Origin of the sequence: Nocardia jejuensis NBRC 103114 (genome assembly GCF_001613145.1) — a bacterium.
Lineage (GTDB): Bacteria > Actinomycetota > Actinomycetes > Mycobacteriales > Mycobacteriaceae > Nocardia > Nocardia jejuensis.
In genome coordinates this window covers 1-19149 of record NZ_BDBU01000081.1, presented here as the reverse complement: position 1 = coordinate 19149, position 19149 = coordinate 1, and the positions used below count along the sequence as shown (strand labels likewise).

Annotated in this window: 17 protein-coding genes and 1 pseudogene; 15 read left to right on the top strand and 3 right to left on the bottom strand. The window is 69.5% G+C overall.

Features of this window, described 5'->3' with window-relative positions; all coding sequences use genetic code 11:
- The 10 genes from pspM to NJ1_RS37295 form a co-directional block, all read left to right on the top strand.
- Positions 1 to 1371 (top strand): phage shock envelope stress response protein PspM (gene pspM, locus NJ1_RS40780; RefSeq protein WP_245717756.1); only part of this gene is annotated, 1371 nt, incomplete at its 5' end.
- A gap of 61 nt (positions 1372 to 1432) precedes the next feature.
- Entirely contained in the window at positions 1433 to 2401 is a 969-nt protein-coding gene (locus NJ1_RS37330) for an NADP-dependent oxidoreductase (protein WP_067704968.1), read from the top strand.
- Between the two features lie 108 nt (positions 2402 to 2509).
- Entirely contained in the window at positions 2510 to 2683 is a 174-nt protein-coding gene (locus NJ1_RS39940) for a hypothetical protein (RefSeq protein WP_169813261.1), read from the top strand.
- Between the two features lie 267 nt (positions 2684 to 2950).
- Positions 2951 to 4066, top strand: a complete 1116-nt coding sequence (locus NJ1_RS37325; RefSeq protein ID WP_067704951.1) for a sugar ABC transporter substrate-binding protein — start codon at positions 2951 to 2953, stop codon at positions 4064 to 4066.
- Between the two features lie 11 nt (positions 4067 to 4077).
- Complete coding sequence (locus NJ1_RS37320) at positions 4078 to 4851, top strand: ATP-binding cassette domain-containing protein (protein WP_067704947.1); 774 nt, start codon at positions 4078 to 4080, stop codon at positions 4849 to 4851.
- Positions 4848 to 6353 carry a sugar ABC transporter permease gene (locus tag NJ1_RS37315; protein ID WP_174557164.1) on the top strand — a complete coding sequence of 502 codons (1506 nt, stop codon included), beginning with the start codon at positions 4848 to 4850 and terminating at the stop codon, positions 6351 to 6353. The genes NJ1_RS37320 and NJ1_RS37315 overlap by 4 nt, the downstream gene beginning before the upstream one ends.
- A gap of 25 nt (positions 6354 to 6378) precedes the next feature.
- A complete protein-coding gene (locus NJ1_RS37310) occupies positions 6379 to 7527 on the top strand; it encodes an ROK family transcriptional regulator (RefSeq protein ID WP_067704938.1) in 1149 nt (382 codons plus the stop codon).
- A 35-nt stretch (positions 7528 to 7562) separates the two neighbouring features.
- Positions 7563 to 8276 (top strand): PIG-L deacetylase family protein, encoded by a 714-nt coding sequence (locus NJ1_RS37305; RefSeq protein WP_067704935.1) that lies wholly within the window; start codon positions 7563 to 7565, stop codon positions 8274 to 8276.
- Between the two features lie 220 nt (positions 8277 to 8496).
- Complete coding sequence (locus NJ1_RS37300; RefSeq protein WP_067704933.1) at positions 8497 to 9660, top strand: glycosyltransferase; 1164 nt, start codon at positions 8497 to 8499, stop codon at positions 9658 to 9660.
- Between the two features lie 28 nt (positions 9661 to 9688).
- On the top strand, positions 9689 to 9880 hold the full coding sequence (locus tag NJ1_RS37295) for a DUF3046 domain-containing protein (protein WP_067704931.1): 192 nt from the start codon (positions 9689 to 9691) through the stop codon (positions 9878 to 9880).
- Between the two features lie 126 nt (positions 9881 to 10006).
- On the opposite strand, the gene NJ1_RS37290 is transcribed toward NJ1_RS37295, so the two are convergent.
- Entirely contained in the window at positions 10007 to 10579 is a 573-nt protein-coding gene (locus tag NJ1_RS37290; RefSeq protein ID WP_067704924.1) for a CGNR zinc finger domain-containing protein, read from the bottom strand.
- Between the two features lie 191 nt (positions 10580 to 10770).
- On the opposite strand from NJ1_RS37290, the gene NJ1_RS37285 reads away from it, so the two are divergent.
- Positions 10771 to 11223: a nuclear transport factor 2 family protein gene (locus NJ1_RS37285; protein WP_067704921.1), complete on the top strand. Its 453-nt coding sequence runs from the start codon at positions 10771 to 10773 to the stop codon at positions 11221 to 11223.
- A gap of 363 nt (positions 11224 to 11586) precedes the next feature.
- Here NJ1_RS37285 and NJ1_RS37280 read toward each other — a convergent pair whose 3' ends face one another.
- Positions 11587 to 12996, bottom strand: a complete 1410-nt coding sequence (locus NJ1_RS37280; protein WP_067704918.1) for an MFS transporter — start codon at positions 12994 to 12996, stop codon at positions 11587 to 11589.
- A gap of 95 nt (positions 12997 to 13091) precedes the next feature.
- On the opposite strand from NJ1_RS37280, the gene NJ1_RS37275 reads away from it, so the two are divergent.
- The 3 genes and pseudogenes from NJ1_RS37275 to recX form a co-directional block, all read left to right on the top strand.
- Positions 13092 to 14114: an Lrp/AsnC family transcriptional regulator gene (locus NJ1_RS37275; protein WP_067704915.1), complete on the top strand. Its 1023-nt coding sequence runs from the start codon at positions 13092 to 13094 to the stop codon at positions 14112 to 14114.
- Positions 14115 to 14295: 181 nt separating this feature from the next.
- Positions 14296 to 15339, top strand: coding sequence for a recombinase RecA (recA, locus tag NJ1_RS37270; RefSeq protein ID WP_067704962.1), 1044 nt, complete (start codon positions 14296 to 14298; stop codon positions 15337 to 15339).
- A 774-nt stretch (positions 15340 to 16113) separates the two neighbouring features.
- Positions 16114 to 16695: pseudogene (gene recX, locus NJ1_RS41205) on the top strand (recombination regulator RecX); the annotation flags it as partial.
- 229 nt (positions 16696 to 16924) lie between these two features.
- On the opposite strand, the gene NJ1_RS37260 reads toward recX, so the two are convergent.
- Positions 16925 to 18160, bottom strand: coding sequence for an FAD-dependent monooxygenase (locus NJ1_RS37260; protein ID WP_067704913.1), 1236 nt, complete (start codon positions 18158 to 18160; stop codon positions 16925 to 16927).
- Positions 18161 to 18267: 107 nt separating this feature from the next.
- On the opposite strand from NJ1_RS37260, the gene NJ1_RS37255 reads away from it, so the two are divergent.
- Complete coding sequence (locus NJ1_RS37255; protein ID WP_067704909.1) at positions 18268 to 18849, top strand: TetR/AcrR family transcriptional regulator C-terminal ligand-binding domain-containing protein; 582 nt, start codon at positions 18268 to 18270, stop codon at positions 18847 to 18849.
- Positions 18850 to 19149: the final 300 nt, after the last annotated feature.

Genomic DNA, 19149 nt, shown 5'->3' with positions numbered 1-19149 from the left:
AGTTCCGGCGCCGCGCGGACACCCACCGCGCCCTTCGGACCGGGCGATTCCGCGCCACCCGCGCACACGCGACCATTCACAAGCACTCCGTCGAATCCGGATACCCGGCCCTATACGCAGGCCACGGCATATCCCGCGTATCCCGGGGCGCAATCGGATCCCTCGGCAGCCGGGACAGGTTCCGCCGCACCGGGTTTCGAGGGGCGATCGACAACGTTCGGTGCGGGTGGACACACGTCGGCTCAGCGGTGGGACGAATCCGCCCCGCCCTCGGATCCGACGGTCGCATTCGGCGCCCCCGGGCCCGGCTCGGCGCCCCGCGGTGCGGTGCCGCCGGGATTCGAGTCGGGGCAGCCGGACGCGCGTCATCGACCGGGATTCCCGTACGGGGCAGGCTCGCAGTACCCGCCGGGCTATCGATACGGGGCCCGCGAGGGCACGGCAGCCGGGTTCGGTCCCGGCGTAGCGGGAACGACCGCGGCCGAGGCCCCGAAGGCAGGGAAGAACCCGAAGCCGGGGAAGAAGCAGCGCAAGCGCGAGCGGGCCGCTCAGGCGGTGCGCGAGGTGCTGGCACCGGCCGGGATGGAACCGGAGGAGCTGGCGCAGCGGTTGCCGGACACCCTGCGCGAGGTGGGGGAGCAGGCACTGGTCGCCGTGCGCAAATGGGCCGATCCGCGCGAGCGCGAGTTGCGCAAGCGGCGGCGGACGCGCCGGCGGGGCCTGCGGTTGGGAACGGCCTCGGGGCTGACCACCGCGGGAACCGTGGGGCTGGTGCTGATCTCGGCTCCGGCATGGGCGGTGGTCGTGGTCGGCGGTGGTGCGGTCGCGCTGGTGACGGGCACCGCGGTGACCACGCGCCGGTATCTGCTGCAGCGGCGTGAACCCCTTCCCCAGGCGGCGTTCGTGCCGCGCAAACTGCCGCCGCTGCGTTCGGCGGCGCGGACCTCGATCGCGCGACTTGTGAAGGCCGAGCGGGCATTACACGGGCTGGGAGCGCAGATCGCCCGATCCGGACGGCTGCCCGCCGATGATCTCGCCGATACCCTCGCCACGGCCACCTCCGGCGCGGCCGCCCTGCACGCTCTGGCTTCGGATCTCGTCGCCATGGAGCACGCGGCGGGCGTCATGGGCGCCACGTCGCCTCTCACCGAGCATGTTCGGGCGGTATCGGTCCGCCTCGACGGCGGTGTCGTGGAATTCGAGGGCATGGTCGGCGCCGCGGCCCGGGTGCTCGCGGTTCCCGAGAGCGCCGCGATCGCGGACGATCTCGGCTGGGCCATGGTCCACCTGCGCGACGCCGCCGATCGCCTCGACGGCTGGGCCCAGGCCCTCACCGATCTCGCGGACGATCGGTTCCGCTCGAACCGATAGGCGATGGGGGAGCCACGCCTGTCCCTCAGGTAGGGGCGCTACCGTGGGCACCGTGGACACGATGCGTGCGGTGACTATCTCCGATTTCGGTGCGCGGCCCGAGCTGACCGAGCAGCCGGTGCCCGATCCCGGGCCGGGCGAGATCCTGGTCAGGGTCGAGGCGGCGGCGGTGAATCCCTTCGACTGGAAGGTCGTGGACGGCGCGCTGAAAGATGTGGTGCCGCACGGGTTCCCCCTGGTGCTAGGCAACGACGCCGCCGGGGTCGTCGAGCGGATCGGGGCGGAGGTCACCCGGTTCGCGCCCGGCGATCGAGTGTGTGGCCAGTTCATGAGTGTGCGGCACGGTCGCGGCGCGTGCGCCGAGTTCGCGGTGGCCGCGGAGACCGGCTTCCTGGCCGTGCTCCCGCCGGATCTGCCCTTCGCCGTGGCCGCGAGCCTGCCGACCGCGGGCATGTCGGCGTACAACGCGGTGCGCGCCACCGAGGTCGAATCGGGACAGACCATCCTGATCAACGGTGCGACCGGCGGTGTCGGTCAGTTCGCCGTGCAGTTCGCGGCCGAACGCGGCGCCCGCGTCATCGCCACCGCCGGTCCGGACCTGGCGGAGTACCTGCGTGAACTCGGTGCGGTCGAGACCGTGGATCGGGCGCGGGGCGACACCGTCGAGCAGGTGCGGGCCGCGCATCCGGACGGCATCGACGCGATCCTGGATCTGGTGACCGGCCCGGCCGACTCCGACCGGGTCGCGGGTGTGCTGCGCAAGGGCGGCATCGTGGTCAGCACGATCGGGGCCCTGGACGTCGACGCGATCGATGCGCGCGGCCTGCGCGGGGTGAACTTCTCGAACAAGTCCAGCGCCGAGCTGCTGGCCACCCTGGTCTCGCTGGCCAGCGCCGGGAAACTGCGGGTCCGCATCGATGCCGAGATCCCCCTGCGCGAGGCGGCCGCCGCCGCGCCCGCGCTGCGGACCGCCCGTTCTCGGGGTAAAACGATCATCCTTCCCGGTGCCGGAACTCAGGGACAACCCTGATTTCTTCCCGATATTGGTGCTGACCTGGTGATTTTCCACAGTCGAGCGGCCAGTATGGAGTGTGTCGGACCGCGCTGACGCGGTGCGGAACCCCACGGGAGGCTTGGAATGTTTTGGAAGATCCTCGGCATCGTCGCAGCCGTCTGGCTCGCGTTCGTGGTCATCGGCTGGTTGATCAAGGGTCTGTTTCCGATCCTCATGATCAGCCTCGTCGTCTTCGGTTTGTACCTGGTGTTCAAGGCGGTGTCCGGCAAGGACAAGTCGCCGATCAGCAAGTTGTAGCAACCACTTTCGCCCCGGGCCGTTCGGTGTCGTGAAGACACCGGACGGCCTGTTCGCGTTTCTCCGGACAAGCGCGGGACCGAGTCGGACACTGGTTAGGACCGGTTTGCGTGATTCCGCCTCCGAGCTCCGCCGAAGCACATATGTTGTTGCCCACAACATATTGCTGTGACGGCCGTCGCTGCCCCCTCGCACGGGCACGGCCGTAGCTCGGGAGGTCACCTGATGAGGACGAAAACCCGTACACCCGCACCCCGTGGCAGACGCATGAGGCCCGGACTCACCGCCGCCGCGCTGGCCATGTCCGGCCTACTGGCCCTGACCGCCTGCGGCTCCAATTCCAGCAGCGACACCGACTCGTCGAACGCGCCCTCGGGCGGCGGTGGCAACGGGACGGTCGGTGTCATCCTGCCCGAGACCGCCACCTCGGCTCGCTGGGAATCCTTCGACAAGCCCATGCTGCAAACCGCGCTGCGCGCAGCGGGATTCGACGCCGACGTGCAGAACGCGCAGGGCGATGTGCAGAAGTTCAGCACCCTGGCCGACGGCATGATCGCCAAGGGTGTGAAGGTTCTGCTGATCGCCTCGATCAACAGCGAGGTGGGCGGCGCGGTCGCCGCCAAGGCCAAGAAGGCCGGCATCCCGACCATCGACTACGACCGCCTCAACCTCGGCGGATCCTCGGACTACTACGTGTCTTTCGACAATGTGAAGGTCGGCGAACTCCAGGGCACGGCGCTGGCGGGAGCGCTGAAGGACAAGCCCGGCGCGGAGGTCGTCGAGATCGAGGGCGCGCCGACCGACAACAACGCGACCCTGTTCCACCAGGGGCAGGAGAACATCCTCAAACCCCTCTACGATTCCGGAGCGTTGAAACTGGTGCGCAGCCAGGCCATCGACGGCTGGGACAATCAGAAGGGCGGCAACACCTTCGAGCAGATCCTGACCGGAAACGGCGGCAAGGTCGACGGTGTGGTGGCAGCCAATGACGGGCTGGCCGGTGCGGTGATCACGGTGCTCAAGAAGAACGGCCTCAACGGCCGGGTGCCGGTGACCGGCCAGGACGCCACCACGGACGGACTCAAGGCGGTGCTGCGCGGCGATCAGTTCATGACGGTGTTCAAGCCCATTCGCGACGAGGCCGAACAGGCCGCGAAACTGGCTGTGGCACTGGCCAAGGGCGACACCGCCGCGGCGGACGCGCTGGCGCAGGGCGTGAGTCAGGATCCCAAGGGCAAGCGCGATGTGAAATCGATTCTGCTGCAACCGCAGACGATCATCCGCGCCGACGTCAAGAAGGTGACCGACGCGGGATTCGTGAAGCCGTCGGATCTGTGCAGCGGTGACGTCAAGGCCGCGTGCGCCGAGCTCGGAATCTCCTGAGGACTGATGGAATGAGCGAGCCGCTGCTCCGGATCACCGGCCTGAACAAGAGTTTCGGGCCGGTGCACGTGCTGCACGATGTCGACCTCACCGTGCCGGCGGGCGAGGTCACCGCATTGGTCGGCGACAATGGCGCGGGTAAATCCACCCTGGTGAAATGCGTCGCCGGAATCCACGCCGCCGATTCGGGCGAAGTGCGATTCCGGGGCGAACCCGTCCATCTGCGCGGACCGAAAGACGCGGCGGAACTCGGCATCGAGGTCGTCTATCAGGACCTCGCCCTTGCCGACAATCTGGACATCGTCGCCAATATGTTCCTCGGCCGGGAGCGCGGGAAACCGTGGCGACTGGACGAGGCGAGCATGGAGGAGGCAGCACGGAGCACGCTGGCCTCGCTGGGCGTGCGCACCGTGAAATCGGTGCGCACGCCCGTCGCCTCGCTCTCGGGCGGGCAGCGTCAGACCGTGGCGATCGCCAAAGCGGTGCTGTGGAACAGCAATCTGGTGCTGCTGGACGAACCGACGGCGGCACTGGGTGTCGCGCAGACCCGCCAGGTGCTGGACCTGGTGCGCCGGCTGGCCGAGAAGGGTCTGGGCGTGGTGCTGATCAGCCACAATCTGGCGGATGTGTTCGAGGTCGCGGACCGCATCGCGGTGCTGTACCTGGGCCGGATGGCGGCGCAGGTCCGCACGGCCGACGTCACGCACGGGCAGGTGGTCGAGTTGATCACCGCCGGGCGTTCGGGGGATCTGGGGCTGGCTCGACCGGAAGCGGTGCAGCTGTGAGCGAGGACATCGTGAGTGAACCGGACGCGGCCGGACCGATCCCGGCCGACGGTGCGACGAGCATCGACCTGAACAAGGAACCGGGGGCCGTGGCCACCGCGCCCGATCCGGCGACCGCGATCACCGACTTCGGGATCGATACCGCGACGCCGAGCACCCGGGAAGCGCTGCGCGACTACGTGATCCAATTGCGCGCCGGTGAAATCGGCTCGCTCCCGGCGATACTCGGGCTCGTCGCCCTGGTCGTGCTGTTCTCGATCCTGTCCGATGTGTTCTTCTCGCTCAACAACATCGCCAATCTGCTCGCGCAGGGCGCGGGACAGACGATCATCGCGATGGGCATCGTGTTCGTGCTGCTGATCGGTGAGATCGATCTGTCGGCGGGCACCGCGTCGGGCGTGGCGGGCGCGGTCCTGGCCCTGCACTACGTGGAGAACGGGAACCTGCTGACCGGCATGGGTTCCACGGTGTTCTACGTCTTCCTCGCGTTGCTGCTGCTGGCCGCGTTGCTCGCGGGACTGCTGCGGGTGTGGCCGGGCGTGGGGCTCTCGCTGCTCGGTGTGGCGTTGACGGTCTTCGGGTTTCACGCCAATCCGTGGGGCGAGATGCTACTGGCGGTGTGTGTCGGCGCGGCGATCGGCTGCATCACCGGGTTCCTGATCGCCAATATCGGCATGCCGTCCTTCGTGGTGACCCTGGCGCTGTTCCTGGCCTGGCAGGGGGTGATCCTGCAGCTCATCGGCGAAGGCGGCGTGCTGGGTATCAGTTCCTCGCACGTGCTCGATCAGGTCGCCAACGGGAACCTGTCCACGCTGGGGAGCTGGGCGCTGTGCGTGGTGGCGGCCGGTGGCTATGCGGCGGTCGCGCTGGGCGGTCACGCCATGCGGCGCCGGCGCGGACTGGTGACCTCGCCGACCCCGCTGGTGGTGGCGAAGGTGGTGGGGCTCAGCGGATTCGCGATCGTCGTGACGATCCTGCTGACGGTCAACCGGTCACCGAGCACGCTGATCGAGATCTCCGGGATTCCGTACGTGGTGCCGATCGTGCTGGCGCTGCTGGTGGTCGGGACATATGTGTTGCGGCGCACCACCTATGGGCGGCACATCTACGCGGTCGGCGGCAATGCCGAGGCCGCGCGGCGCGCGGGCATCAATGTCACGCAGCTGCGGGCCAGCGTTTTCGTCATCTGCTCCTCGTGTGCGGCGGTCGGCGCGATCGTGTACTCCTCCAAGGTCGGATCGGTGGATCCGCAAGCGGGCGGGCTCAATACGCTGCTGTTCGCGGTCGGCGCGGCGGTGATCGGCGGCACCTCGCTGTTCGGTGGAAAGGGCCGGGTGGCCGACGCGGTGATCGGCGGCGCGGTGCTGGCGGTGGTGTCCAACGGGCTCGGCCTGCTGCAACAGCCCGCCGCGGTGGTCTCGATCGTCACCGGTTTGGTGCTGCTGCTCGCGGCGACCGTGGACGCGCTGTCACGACGGCGCGCGGCGATTACGCATCGGTGAGGGTCGCGATGGTATTGCTGAGTCCATGACCGTCGCCCGACCGGACGAGGTGCGCCGGTTCAACCGGTCGAGCCTCCTGCGGCTACTGCACACCGGAGGCCCCGCCACCCGCGCGGCGCTCGCCGTCGAGCTCGGGCTCAATCGCTCCACCATCAAGATGCTCGTCGACGGCCTGGCCGAGGCGGGACTGGTGCAGGAGAAGGTGCCCCGCCAGGCGCGCGGCGCGGGCCGCCCGTCGCTGCTGGTGCTGCCGCAGCCGCAGGCCGCGGTGGTGCTGGCGGTGTACGTGCAGGCCGAGCACGCGGGGATCGCGCTGGTCGGGTTCGGCGGGCAGATCCTGGGTCGCAACAGCTGGAATCTGCATGGGCGGCAACGGGATCCGGATGAGGTGATCACCCATGTCGCGGAGTCCGCGGCGATGCTGGCGGGCGATCTGGGATTGCATCCGGTCGCGGCGGGGGTCTCGGTGCCGGGCGTGGTGCGGCGCAACGACGGTCTCGTGCACAATGCGGCCAATCTGAGCTGGGGCGAGGTGGCGCTCGGCGAACGGATGACCGCGGTGCTGAACGTGCCGGTGACCGTCGGCAACGATGCCGAATTCGGCGCGCTCGCGGAACATCTGCGCGGTGCCGGGCGCGGCGGTGGTGACGCGGTGTTCGTCTCCGCGGACGTGGGCGTCGGCGGCGGTCTGATCGCGCAGGGCTCACTGCTGCGCGGCTCTGCCGGATACCTCGGTGAGATCGGGCATATGACGGTGCGGCCCGGCGGCCGAGTCTGTCACTGCGGCAACGAGGGCTGCTGGGAAACCGAGGTGGGGGATGCCGCGCTGTGCCGCGCGCTGGGTCTGCCCGAACACGTGCCGCGCGGTGCGATCGTCGCGGAACTGCGCGCGCTGCAGGAGGATTGCGCCGAGCTCGGCGAGTATCTGGACTGGCTCACGCTCGGACTGGTGAACGTCGTCAATATTCTCGGACCGGAGCTGATCGTGCTCGGCGACCTGTTCACGGCGCTGCCCGATGCCGCCGTGACGCGGGTGCGCGAGCAGGTGCGCCGGCGCAGCATGGTCAGTCGCGCGCTGGGCGGGGTGCGGATCGAGAAGTCGCGCCTGGGGGCCGATCTCAAACTGCTCGGGGCCGCCGAGGCCGCGTTCGAGGGGGTTCTGGGCGTGCTGTGAGGTCCCGGGGACCGCACTGCTGTTCAATTGAGCGCATGGAGCAGCTGCCTGAGGACTGGGAGCGCGGCGTCGTCATCGTCGCGCATCCCGACGACATCGAATACGGCGCGGCCGCCGCTGTCGCGCGCTGGACGCGGCAGGGCAAGGACATTCGCTACGTGCTGGCCTCGAGCGGGGAGGCGGGCATCGAGGGGCTCGCACCCGCGGAGGCCGGGCCGCTGCGCGAGGCCGAGGAACGCGCCGGTGCGACGCTCGTCGGCGTCACCGAGGTCGAGTTCCTGGGCTACCCGGACGGTCGCATCGAGGAGAACCTCGCGCTGCGCCGGGATCTGGCGGCCGCGATCCGGCGGCATCGCCCGGAGATGGTGGTGCTGTTCAACTTCGGCGACGTGTGGGCGCGCGGCTACGCCAACAGCGCCGACCATCGCGCGGTGGGCCGCGCGGGCCTGGACGCGGTGTCCGATGCCGGGAACGAATGGATCCACCCCGAAATCGCGGACATCCCGGCCTGGTCACCGCGCTGGGCGGCGGTCTACGGCGTCGCCGACGGCTCGCACGCGGTGGATGTCACCGACACCGTCGAGGTCGCCGTCGGATCGCTCATCGCCCATCATCGCTACCTCGAAGCGCTGAGTTCGGATCCGGTCGAGGACCAGGCCAGGGCGGTGCTGGAGATGACCACCGGCCCGAAGGAGGGCTTCGCCGCCGATCGCGCGGTCTCCTTCGAGCTGTACTACTTCCGAGGCTGATCCGAGCTCACCTCGGCTGTCGTTGTGCGGCGGGGTGTTTCGCCGCATCGAAATCGGGACCGGGAGATGAGCACGTGCCGACGCCTGCCACGGCCCGTGTGGCGCCGATGCTCGGACCGGTGCGCCGAGTGCGGACGCCCGCCCGAATCGAGCCCGGTCGTTTCGCCACACGGTCGGGGGAGCGCGGGTCCGGGGCGGCGGGTGTGGGAAGGTGGGGGTTGTGCGAGTAGCGGTGGTGGCCGGGCCTGATCCGGGACATGCCTTTCCGGCGATCGCGTTGTGCCTGCGGCTGGCGGCCGCGGGGGATGATCCCGTGCTGTTCACCAGCCCGCGATGGTTCGACGCGGCGCGGGACGCGGGAATCGGGGTGCGGCGGCTCAGAGGACTCGCGCCGCGCGCCGAGGACGACGACGAGGACGCCGGCGCGCGGATCCACCAACGCGCGGCGCATATTTCGACCGAGATCCTGCCCGAGCTGAGCGCGATGCTGCCCGAGCTGGTGGTATCCGATGTGCTCACCGCCGGCGGCGGAATGGCGGCCGAACGACTGGGCGTGCCGTGGGTGGAACTGTCCCCGCATCCGCTGTATCTGCCCTCGAAAGGGTTGCCGCCCATCGGAAGTGGGCTCGCGCCGGGTGAGGGCGTGCGCGGGCGGGCTCGGGACGTGGTGCTGCGCACGCTGACCGGGCGGGACATCCGGCGCGGGGAACTGCAGCGGGAACAGGCTCGCAGCGGCGTCGGCCTGCCCGCGCAGGACCCGGGTCCGGTGGCACGGCTGATCGCCACGCTGCCCGCTCTCGAGGTGCCCCGGCCCGATTGGCCGGACAACGCGCACCTGGTGGGGCCGCTGCTGTGGGAGCCGACCTCGCATGTACTCGACCTGCCACCCGGTGACGATCCGCTGGTCATGGTCGCACCGTCCACCGCCCACACCGGGCTCGCGGGAATGGTCGAGACCGTGCTCGAGGCGCTCGACGGTGAGGGAGTGCGGGTCGCGGTGTCCACGCTGGACACGCCGCCGACGGACCTGCCGCCCTGGGCCACAGCGGGTTTGGGACGTCAGGACGAACTGCTGCGGCACGCGAGGGTCGTGATCGGCGGTGGCGGGCACGGTCTGCTCGCGAAATCGCTGCTCGCAGGTGTGCCCGTGGTGACGGTTCCGGGCGGGGGCGATCAGTGGGAGCTCGCGAATCGCGCTGTGCGGCAGGGGAGTTCGATCCTGGTGCGGCCGCTCACCCCCGAGTCGGTGCGGGCGGCGGTGCGATCGATCCTGGCCGATCCCTCATACACCGAGGCGGCCCGGTCGGCGGCGGCCGGAGTGGCAGTGGTCTCCGATCCGGTCCGGATCTGTCACGAGGCCCGCGCTTCGGCCGACGCCAGGTGATCGGCGGCGGTGGCGTAGGCTCGCCGCCGTGCGATTGACGGAATTCCAGGAGCTGTTGCATACCGAATTCGGTGCGGCGCGCGGTGATGCGCTGCTGATCGACCACGTCCTGCCGTCCATGGGCAAGACAGGAGCCCAGGCCATCGAGGGCGGCGTGGATCCGCGCGATGTGTGGCGGGCGCTGTGTTCGGAGTTCGATGTGCCGCGGGTGCGCTGGTAGGAGTTCGCCGGTGTCGGGCTCGTTGTCCTCGGGCTGGTCACCTTTGCGGCGAGATGGCTCCGAAGGCGCGGCCGGTCCGGAGTCACCCTCGATCCGGTTGCGTATCTGTACTCGATGCCCCGGAGGTCAGTCCGCCTGCTCGGTCTTGCGCGCGTAGTGCCGGGTGGCCTTCGCGCGATTGCCGCAGGTGGTCATGGAATGCCAACGGCGCGTGCCGTTCTTGGACGTATCGAAGAAGTAGAGAACACACGCGGGGTGGGCGCACTGGCGGATGCGGCCGGGTGCGGTCGCGATCAACTCCAGCAGATTGTCGGCGGCGAGCCAGCCGGGGAGCCATTCGGCGGCGGGCACGTCCGGTTCGCCGACCGGTCCGGACTCGGTGAGCGTGCGGCGGATACGGCCCTGATCCAGGACCGCGTTGAGCGCCGCGGTGTCCGGGGGGCGCTGTTCCAGCAGGGCGCGGACCGTGGTCGCGATGGCATCGCGGGCGGTGACGAGGGCGTGCAGCGTGGGCTCGTCCGGCTCGGCGGCCAGATCGTTCTCGCTCAGCCAGGTGCGCAGTCCGGCGACGTCGGTGAGCAGGTCCCGCGGGCCGTCCGCCGACATCCAACGGGTATTGAGCAGGTCCAGGGCGAGTGGTTCGCCGAGGTGCGGTCGGGGATCGGGCGCGACCGGGGGGTGCTGTCGCGAGGTGGTCATCGGCCCGGTCTTCCTTTCTAACCAGTGATATGGATTACGGTGGTTGACGGCAATAATCCGCCGTCGCTAGCGTTCAACCTGTCAAACACGATAGACGGGTTAGATCTTCCGAAGAGCATCGCGCGGCCGGTGACCGGGCGCGCACGCGGCGGAGCCGGCCTCGCCCGTCCAGCCCGGAAAGGAAGCCGGCCATGCGCCCACCACTGCCGCCCTTCGACCTGGAATCGGCCAGGATCAAGGTCCGTGCTGCCGAAAATGCTTGGAACACGAGAGATCCCGAGACGGTCGCGCAGGCGTACACCGAGGACTCGGTGTGGCGCAATCGCGACGAGTTCATCACCGGTCGCGCGGAGATCATCGAATTCCTGACCCGCAAGTGGGCGAGCGAGAACGGCTACGCGCTGCGCAAGGAACTCTGGGGCTTCCGCGAGAACCGCATGGCGGTCCGCTTCCAGTACGAGTGGCACGACGAGAACGGCCAGTGGTACCGCAGCTACGGCAACGAGCTGTGGGAGTTCTCCCCGGAGGGCCTGATGTCCCGGCGCGAGGCCAGCATCAACGACACCCCCATCGCCGAATCCGACCGCCGCATCTTCGGCCCGCGCGGCGAGGACGAGCAGGACGCGCCGCTGCCCATCGAGTGACCACCGATCGAGCGGACAGTCCGACGGGATGGGTGACACTGTCGCCGAACGCGACTGCCCGGCCGGAGAGGCCTCGCGGTATGTTCCGGCCGAACGGTCTTCGGTGATCCGGTGTCAGAACCTCCGCAGAAGCTGCCGTCGCGCCGCGAACGCCGCCGCGGTGCATGGTGAAGGCCGCGATTGCGGGGATGAACCCCGCCGACGTCAGCCCACCGTCGTCGAGTGATGTTGACTCGCTGGAGACGTCGAGCATCCAGAGCTGACGATCGGCCCGATGCCGAGGTCGGCAGGTGAACGCCCGCTGCGGGGCCGATCCGGCAGCGGGCGTTCAGGTTTTCGGAGTGTGTTCCGGCCGAACGTTTTTCAGCGAGCCAGTGCCGGAGCCTCGGGAGAAGCCGCCGCCGTTGTGTGAACTCCACCGCGGAGCAGGGCGAAGGCCGCGATTCCGAAGACGATCCCGACCAGGCTCGCCGTCAGGACCGCTGCGTCGAGCCCATCGACGAAGCGCGCCAAGGGGAGTGGGCGATCCGCACCGCTCGCGGTCCGGAAGACGGTGCCCAGCACCGCGACTCCCAGCGCGAGGCCGAGCTGCCGGGCCGTGTTGACCGCGCCGGACGCGGTTCCGGCCTGCTGCGGGGGAACCGCCGCCATACCGACGGCCACCAGGGCGGGAGCGTTGACTCCCGCACCCGCGCCGATCACCACGAAGCCGGGAATCAGTGCGGTCCAAGATGATCCGGGGCCGATGAGGGTGAGAAGCCCGGCACCGAGGCCGATCAGGATCAGACCAGCGCCGATGGTCCACGCGGGTGCGACATCGTGCAGGAATCGGCCGGTCAGTCCCGCCACCGCGAAAGCGGTCACGGCCATGGGCAGCATGGACAGCCCGGCGTGCAGCGGCGACAGGTGCAGCTGCTGCTGCAGCCACAGGGAGATGAGCGGGGTGGCCGCGAAGGCCGCGAACGTCTGACCGGACGCGCCGAGCAGGGTGCCGCCGAACACGCGATTGCGCAGCAGGCCGAGTGGGAACATTGGTGCGGCGCTGCGTGATTCGATGACGGCGAAGGCGGCCGCGGCGGCAGCGCCCAGTGCGATGGTGCCGAGCGCGAGGCCGTCGCCCCAGCCGTGCTCACCGGCCCGGATGATGCCGAAGGTGAGGCCGATGGCCGCCGCGGTGAAGCTCAGCATGCCCGGCAGGTCCACGCTCCGGCCCGGATGGCGTTGCGCGGTAGGGAATGCCGTGACCGACAGGGCGATGGTCACGGCCGCGACGGGCAGATTGACGAAGAAGATCCACCGCCACGACAGCAGATCGGTCAGCACACCGCCGAGCACGACGCCGAGCCCGGCCGCCGCGCCGCCCACCGCACCCCACGCGCCGAACGCGATGCCGCGGTCACGGCCGGTATAGGTGGCGTGCAGCAGCGAGAGCGTGGTGGCGAACATGGCCGCCCCGCCGATGCCCTGCAGCACCCGTGAGATCACGAGGAACGTCGCGCCACCAGCGATTCCGCACAGCAGCGAGGCGACGGCGAAGACCGTCAGACCGACCAGGTAGACCGGTTTGGCGCCCAGCCGGTCGGCGAGCGAACCCAGCGCCAGCAGCAGCGCGGCCAGGGCCAGGGCATAGCCGTCGATGATCCACTGCAGGCCGGACAGGCCCGTGCCCAGGTCGGCAGCCATATCGGGCAAGGCGACATTCACGATGGTGACGTCGATGAGCAGCATCAGCGTGCCTAGGCACGCGGCGAACAGGGGGAGCCATTTGCGCATGGGAGCCTCCGAAAGAGCGAACGATAACGCCGTCAAGCCTGCGTTCCGGACGGTTTTCCACACACCTGGATCGCCATCGGCGTTAGATTCCTCCTGTGCTCTCCGAAACCACGCATGATTCCGCTGTATTCGATGTTCTCGATCAGAAAATCGTGCACGCACTGGTCACCGATGCGCGCATCCCGTTCGCGAAACTCGCGGGCATCCTGGAGGTGTCCGAGCAGACGGTCGCCCGGCGCTATCGGTCGATGCGCGAACGCGGGATCGTGCACGTCTCGGGGCAGCTGAACATCGCGCCGCTCGGGCACGCGCGGTGGATCCTGCGCCTTCGCTCGACTCCCAAGGCGGCGCAGCAGCTCGGCGAGGCGCTCGCCCGGATGCCGGATCTGAGCTGGGTCTCGCTGCTGTCCACCGGTTCGGAGGTGATGTGCGTGAGCCGGGCGCGGACGGTGGAACGGCGAGACGCCTTGCTGCTCAAGCTGATTCCGCAGGCGCCGCAGGTGACCGGCATGAATGCGTACGAGGTCATGCACGCGTTCGCGCAGGACGAGGAATGGCCGCGGTACGGCCGGCTCTTCACCGCCGCGCAGTTGGCGGCGCTGGGGCCTCGGCGTCCGGTGCGGGATGTCGCGGAGTCGGCGACGCCGTTCGCGCTGACTCCCGAGGACGAGGCCATGCTGGCCGTGCTCGGGCGGGACGGGCGGGCTCCCTTCGCCCGATTGGCTGCCGTCACCGGATGGAGCGCGCCGCGTGCCGCCCGGCGGATGGGGGAGCTGGTGGAGTCCGGAGTGCTGTACTTCGATCTCGACTTCGCTTTGGAGCGAATGGGTTTCGGGGTGCGCGCGGCGCTGTGGATGCGGGTGCGCCCGGCGGATCTGGCGGCAGCCGGGGCGGCGCTGGCCACTCATCCGGAGGTCACCTATGTCGCGGCCACGACCGGGGCGACGAATCTGACCGTTGCGCTGGTCTGTCGCGATACCGCGCATCTGTACCGGTATGTCACCGAGCGGCTCGGCGGAGTCGAGGGGATCACCGACCTCGAGGTGACACCCTCGCTGCGGCTGTTCAAACAGGCGCAGTCGCGAATGGACGCGCAGCGGATCGCGCTGCTGTCGTGAGCGGGGTGGGCGGGATCGACGAGCGTGCGGTGTGTGCGGGACCGGTTCCGCGTGTCGGTGAGCGCGTCGCTTGCGTCGAACACCTGTTCGTCTAAGCTGTCGTCGGAACTTGTCGGTGCCGCCCTCTAACGTGGGCGCCAACGCAGAACGAGACACATTCGTCGAGAAGGGGACCACCGAGATGGCACCACAGGCATTCGACCGCGACAAGGCGCTCGAGCTGGCATTGGCCCAGGTCGAGAAGAGCTTCGGCAAGGGCGCGGTCATGCGTCTGGGTGAGGAGCAGCGCCAGCCCATCTCGGTCATCCCGACCGGCTCCATCGCGCTGGACATCGCGCTCGGCATCGGCGGCCTGCCGCGTGGCCGCATCGTCGAGATCTACGGTCCGGAATCCTCGGGTAAGACCACCGTCGCCCTGCACGCGGTCGCCAACGCGCAGGCCGCCGGCGGCGTCGCCGCCTTCATCGACGCCGAGCACGCGCTCGACCCGGAGTACGCCCGCAAGCTCGGTGTCGACACCGACGCGCTGCTGGTCTCGCAGCCGGACACCGGTGAGCAGGCCCTGGAAATCGCCGACATGCTGGTGCGTTCCGGCGCCATCGACATCGTCGTCATCGACTCCGTCGCCGCGCTGGTGCCGCGCGCCGAGATCGAGGGCGAGATGGGTGACAGCCACGTCGGTCTGCAGGCCCGCCTGATGAGCCAGGCCCTGCGCAAGATGACGAGCGCGATCAACAACTCCGGCACCACCGCCATCTTCATCAACCAGCTGCGCGAGAAGATCGGCGTGATGTTCGGCTCTCCCGAAACCACCACCGGTGGTAAGGCGCTGAAGTTCTACGCCTCGGTGCGCCTGGACGTGCGTCGTATCGAGACCCTCAAGGACGGCACCGACGCGGTCGGTAACCGCACGCGTGTGAAGGTCGTCAAGAACAAGGTCGCTCCGCCGTTCAAGCAGGCCGAGTTCGACATCCTCTACGGCGTCGGCATCTCCAAGGAGGGCTCGATCATCGATCAGGGTGTGGATCAGGGCTTCATTCGCAAGTCCGGCTCCTGGTACACCTACGACGGTGACCAGCTCGGCCAGGGCAAGGAGAACGCCCGCAAGTTCCTGCTCGAGAACACCGACGTGCGCGACGAGATCGAGAAGAAGATCAAGGAGAAGCTGGGCCTGGGCGCGGACGTCACCGCCGCCGCCGAAGCCGAGGCTCCCGCCGACTTCTGATCGATGACAGAACGGGCACCGCAACCCGCGCATGACCAAGGGCCCCGGCAGAATTCGCCGGGGCCTTCGGGCTCGCGCCTCGAAGCGGTCGAACGCCTCCGCCGCGAACTCGAGGTCCAAGCCGCCCGCTCCGCCAAGCGCGCGAACAAGCGGCGCGGTCCCGCCGAGCGCTCCGCGGGCCGCGAGTCCTCCGGTCGCGAACTCTTCGGCGGTGACACTTCCCGCCACGACATGTACGGCGGCGACACCTCCGCCCACGACATGTACCGGGGGACCCCGGCCGCGCACGACATGTACGGCGCGGACGCCTCCGACCACGACATGTTCGGTACCGGCTCCGGATCGGACCCCTATCACCGGGATTCGTTCGAGGACGGCACGTCGCACGGCGCCGACTCGTCTCGCGACAACGGCTGGTCCGACGACGAGGACCGAACCGGCGACGGCTCCCGTAGCAGCGGTTCACGCGGCCGATCGGCGACTGTCGATCGTGGCGCGGCCCCGCTCGATCACGCGGACGACTCGGCCGATGAAGACTCCGAAGGCGAACCGCCCGCCACCACCGATGCGGCTGCTCCCGAAGAGAATTCGCCCTACGTCTCCCACCACCGCGCCGGTTTTGGCCGAACCCCTGCCGACCGCTCCGACTCGGGTAAGTCGTCCGGATCGTCGTTCGGAAACTCCGGCTCCCGCCGCCGAGGCCGGTACGGCCGCGGCCGCTCGGATCGTTCCGGCAGCTCCGAGGATTCGGCCTACGCCGCATACGGAGACGACGAGTCCCGCCCCCGGCGTTCCGGCCGTGGCCGCGCGGGAAACTCCGGATCCGGCGACGCCGCAGCGGGTTCCGGCCTGCCCGGCGGCGGCACCGAGGCCCAGGCCAAAGAGGTCTGCCTCCGCCTGCTCGCCGACCGCGCCCGCAGTCGTTCCGAATTGGAAGACCGCCTCGCCGCCAAGGGCTACAGCCCCGAAGTGGCGGCCCGCGCCCTGGACCGCCTCGCCGAAGTCGGTCTCATCGACGACTCCGCCTTCGCTCACCAGTGGGTCCAGTCCCGCCACACCTTCTCCGGCAAAGGCAAACGCGCTCTCGCCCAGGAACTGCACCGCAAGGGCGTAGCCAAGGAAGACGCCGACGAGGCCCTCTCCACCATCACCTCCGAGGACGAACAGGACCGCGCCGCCGATCTGGTGCGCCGCAAACTCCGCACCCTCCCCGCCGATCTCGACCGCGAGAAGATCATCCGCCGCCTGGTGGGCATGCTCGCGCGCCGAGGCTACAACTCCTCCACCGCCTACGCCGTGGTCAAATCCGAACTCGCCGATCTCGACTCCGGCGACATGGATTTCGGCGACGTCTAGGCGAGGCCCTGAAAGGCGCGGTGCGGCTACACCCACCCGACCGGAGACCTCGACCGGGCATGCCTGACGGGGCTGTCGGTTGCCTGAACCCGTGACCGGTCGCGTGCAGCGGGTGGATCTCCCCTGCGCAGGGGGCTCGATGAGCCGGTGTTGCGGCTTCATGGTCCACGATGGCGGGTGGAGGCGCTCGGGCCGAGCGTGATTCGGCACCCCCGCCCCTCCGGACCTGCTAGCCGCCTGTCGAGTTCTTCTGTGTAGCAGTGGTTTCCGTGGGATCCGGGGCGTGGCCGGTGGCGGCGAAGGCGCGCTTCATCAGGGGGCGAAGCAGTGGTGACTGCACGGTGCGCATGACCCAGGCGTTGAACCTGATGCCCAGGGCGGTGCGGGGTGCCATGGCGGCGACGCGACCCGGGGGCAGCTGCTGGGCCTGGGTCGCCCGGGGGCGCATGGTGGTCTCGAAGGCTGCCAGGGCGGTGGGAACGGTGCCGGGGTCGGTTCCGGCGTCGGCGGTGCGCAGGGCCGCGGCCAGTTCGGCGGCGCCGCGCAGGGCCAGCGCGGTGCCGAGTCCGCTGAGGGGGCTGGCGCACCAGGCGCTGTCGCCCAGGAGAACCACTCGGCCGTTGTGCCAGCACGGCACGTGGACCTGATCGAAGGTGTCCAGGGCGAAGTCGGGGGCGTGCCGTGCCGCCGCCAGGAATTCCGCCGCGCGCCAGCCGACGTCGGCGAAAGTGCGGTCCAGCAGCGCGAATTGGGCCTCGCGGTCGTGCCGCGGGGGCAGCTCGTCGGCGGCGAAGGTCAGGCCGACCTCCTGGTGACCGGGGTGGCCGGGCCGGGCTTCGAGGCCGCGGCGGCCGGGGACGTTGTACAGCAGGAACCAGCCGTCGACCTTCGGGGTGTCGGGCTGTTCGGCGAGGGTGAACCAGGCGTGTGCCAGGCCGAGGGGGCGACGGTAGTTCTCTTCGGGCCCGAACCGCAGGGCACGGACTCGCGAGTGCGCGCCGTCGGCTCCGACCACCAGGTCGAATTCTTCGGAGGCGCCGCTGCGGAAGCGGGCCAGGACCCGGTCTCCGGCATCGTCGAGGGCCTCCACCGTTTCGCCGAAGCGGTGCCGCACGCCGGAGCCGGCGGCCTCGTGCAGGATGCGGGCCAGGTCGGTGCGCAGCAGTTCCTCGTCCGATACCAGGCCCTGTCCGTCGAAGGCCTCCACCGGCATCTCCGCGAGCCTGCGCCCGCCGTCGGTGATCCACGCGGCCCCGCGCTGCGGGACCAGGCATTCCCGAGCCTGGTCGAGAAGTCCGGCGTGCCGCAGCACCTCCCGGCAGTCGCCGCGCAGGTCGACCGTCTGACCGCCGGCCCGCGGGGCCGGTGCGATCTCGGCGACCGTCACCTCCCAGCCGTCCCGTTCCAGGAACAGGGCGAGCGTGTCTCCGGCGATCCCGCCTCCGACGATGAGTGCTCGTGCCATGACTTTCCCCTTACCTTCCAGCCCCGATTCGACTGATGCGAATCTTTCGCATTAACGATAAGTCGACCTCGGCGATAAACGCAAGAGATTCGCGTTAATATGGCGTCATGGCACAAGCAACAGGCACGGCGCGTCCCGGCGGCCGCACGGCCCGCACGCGGGCGGCCGTCCACGAGGCCACCCGTGAACTTCTGGACCGATCCCCGGACGGCACCATCGATATCGCCGCGGTAGCCACCCGTTCCGGCGTGCACCTGGCCACCATCTACCGCCGCTGGCGCACCGTCGAAGGCCTGATCATCGACACGATCATGGAGGAGCTGGCCACCCGCTCGCCCGTGCCCGCCACCGGCGACCTCTACGCCGACATGCTCACCTGGACCACCAACCTGCTCACCGACCTGCGCCGCCCCACCCAGATGGCCTTCTTCCGAGCCATGGCCAAGGCGGGCGGCAACGGCGACAAGGGCCTGATCGACATGGCCGAATTCGCGGCCCCGCGCATGAACCAGTTCCGCGCCACCCTCGAGGCCAGCGGCACCACCGTCCTGGACGGCCGCGACATCATCGAACTGATCCTGTCCCCGGCCTACATCCGAGCTCTGGTGTCGCTACCGATGGACCCGGAAAAGGATGCCCCCCGCTTGGCCGGCAACCTCATCGCCGTCCGCGATCATCGTCTCGGCTGACGGGTGCGCGGATCGAGAGCGGTGCGGGATCTCCTGCACGCCAAGGCATTACCGATGCAGAAGTAGATACAGGCGCCGAGGGTGAGATGGTCGTCGAACTCCGGTCCAGCCGGAGGGCATCCGGATCGCTCGCCCGGGGGTGGGGATATCGTGCTGTCCTGTGCCGAATTCGGTCGCGTACCGGGAGCGAGATCGGTACGGGGACAGCGGTTTCGGGCGATCAGTGGGCGATGCCGCCGGGGCGGCGGGTGCCGTGGCGGCGGCGCGGGCCGCGGTTCTCGGCTCGGGAGATCGAGCGGG

Excerpts from the sequence above, each read along its gene's own strand:
- NJ1_RS37285 (WP_067704921.1), top strand. The coding sequence starts at position 10,771 with ATGCGCCCACCACTGCCGCCCTTCGACCTGGAATCGGCCAGGATCAAG.
- NJ1_RS37310 (WP_067704938.1), top strand. The coding sequence starts at position 6,379 with ATGACCGTCGCCCGACCGGACGAGGTGCGCCGGTTCAACCGGTCGAGC.
- NJ1_RS39940 (WP_169813261.1), top strand. The coding sequence starts at position 2,510 with ATGTTTTGGAAGATCCTCGGCATCGTCGCAGCCGTCTGGCTCGCGTTC.
- NJ1_RS37260 (WP_067704913.1), bottom strand. The coding sequence starts at position 18,160 with ATGGCACGAGCACTCATCGTCGGAGGCGGGATCGCCGGAGACACGCTC.
- NJ1_RS37280 (WP_067704918.1), bottom strand. The coding sequence starts at position 12,996 with ATGCGCAAATGGCTCCCCCTGTTCGCCGCGTGCCTAGGCACGCTGATG.
- recA (WP_067704962.1), top strand. The coding sequence starts at position 14,296 with ATGGCACCACAGGCATTCGACCGCGACAAGGCGCTCGAGCTGGCATTG.
- NJ1_RS37255 (WP_067704909.1), top strand. The coding sequence starts at position 18,268 with ATGGCACAAGCAACAGGCACGGCGCGTCCCGGCGGCCGCACGGCCCGC.
- NJ1_RS37305 (WP_067704935.1), top strand. The coding sequence starts at position 7,563 with ATGGAGCAGCTGCCTGAGGACTGGGAGCGCGGCGTCGTCATCGTCGCG.
- NJ1_RS37320 (WP_067704947.1), top strand. The coding sequence starts at position 4,078 with ATGAGCGAGCCGCTGCTCCGGATCACCGGCCTGAACAAGAGTTTCGGG.
- NJ1_RS37330 (WP_067704968.1), top strand. The coding sequence starts at position 1,433 with ATGCGTGCGGTGACTATCTCCGATTTCGGTGCGCGGCCCGAGCTGACC.
- NJ1_RS37325 (WP_067704951.1), top strand. The coding sequence starts at position 2,951 with ATGAGGCCCGGACTCACCGCCGCCGCGCTGGCCATGTCCGGCCTACTG.
- NJ1_RS37290 (WP_067704924.1), bottom strand. The coding sequence starts at position 10,579 with ATGACCACCTCGCGACAGCACCCCCCGGTCGCGCCCGATCCCCGACCG.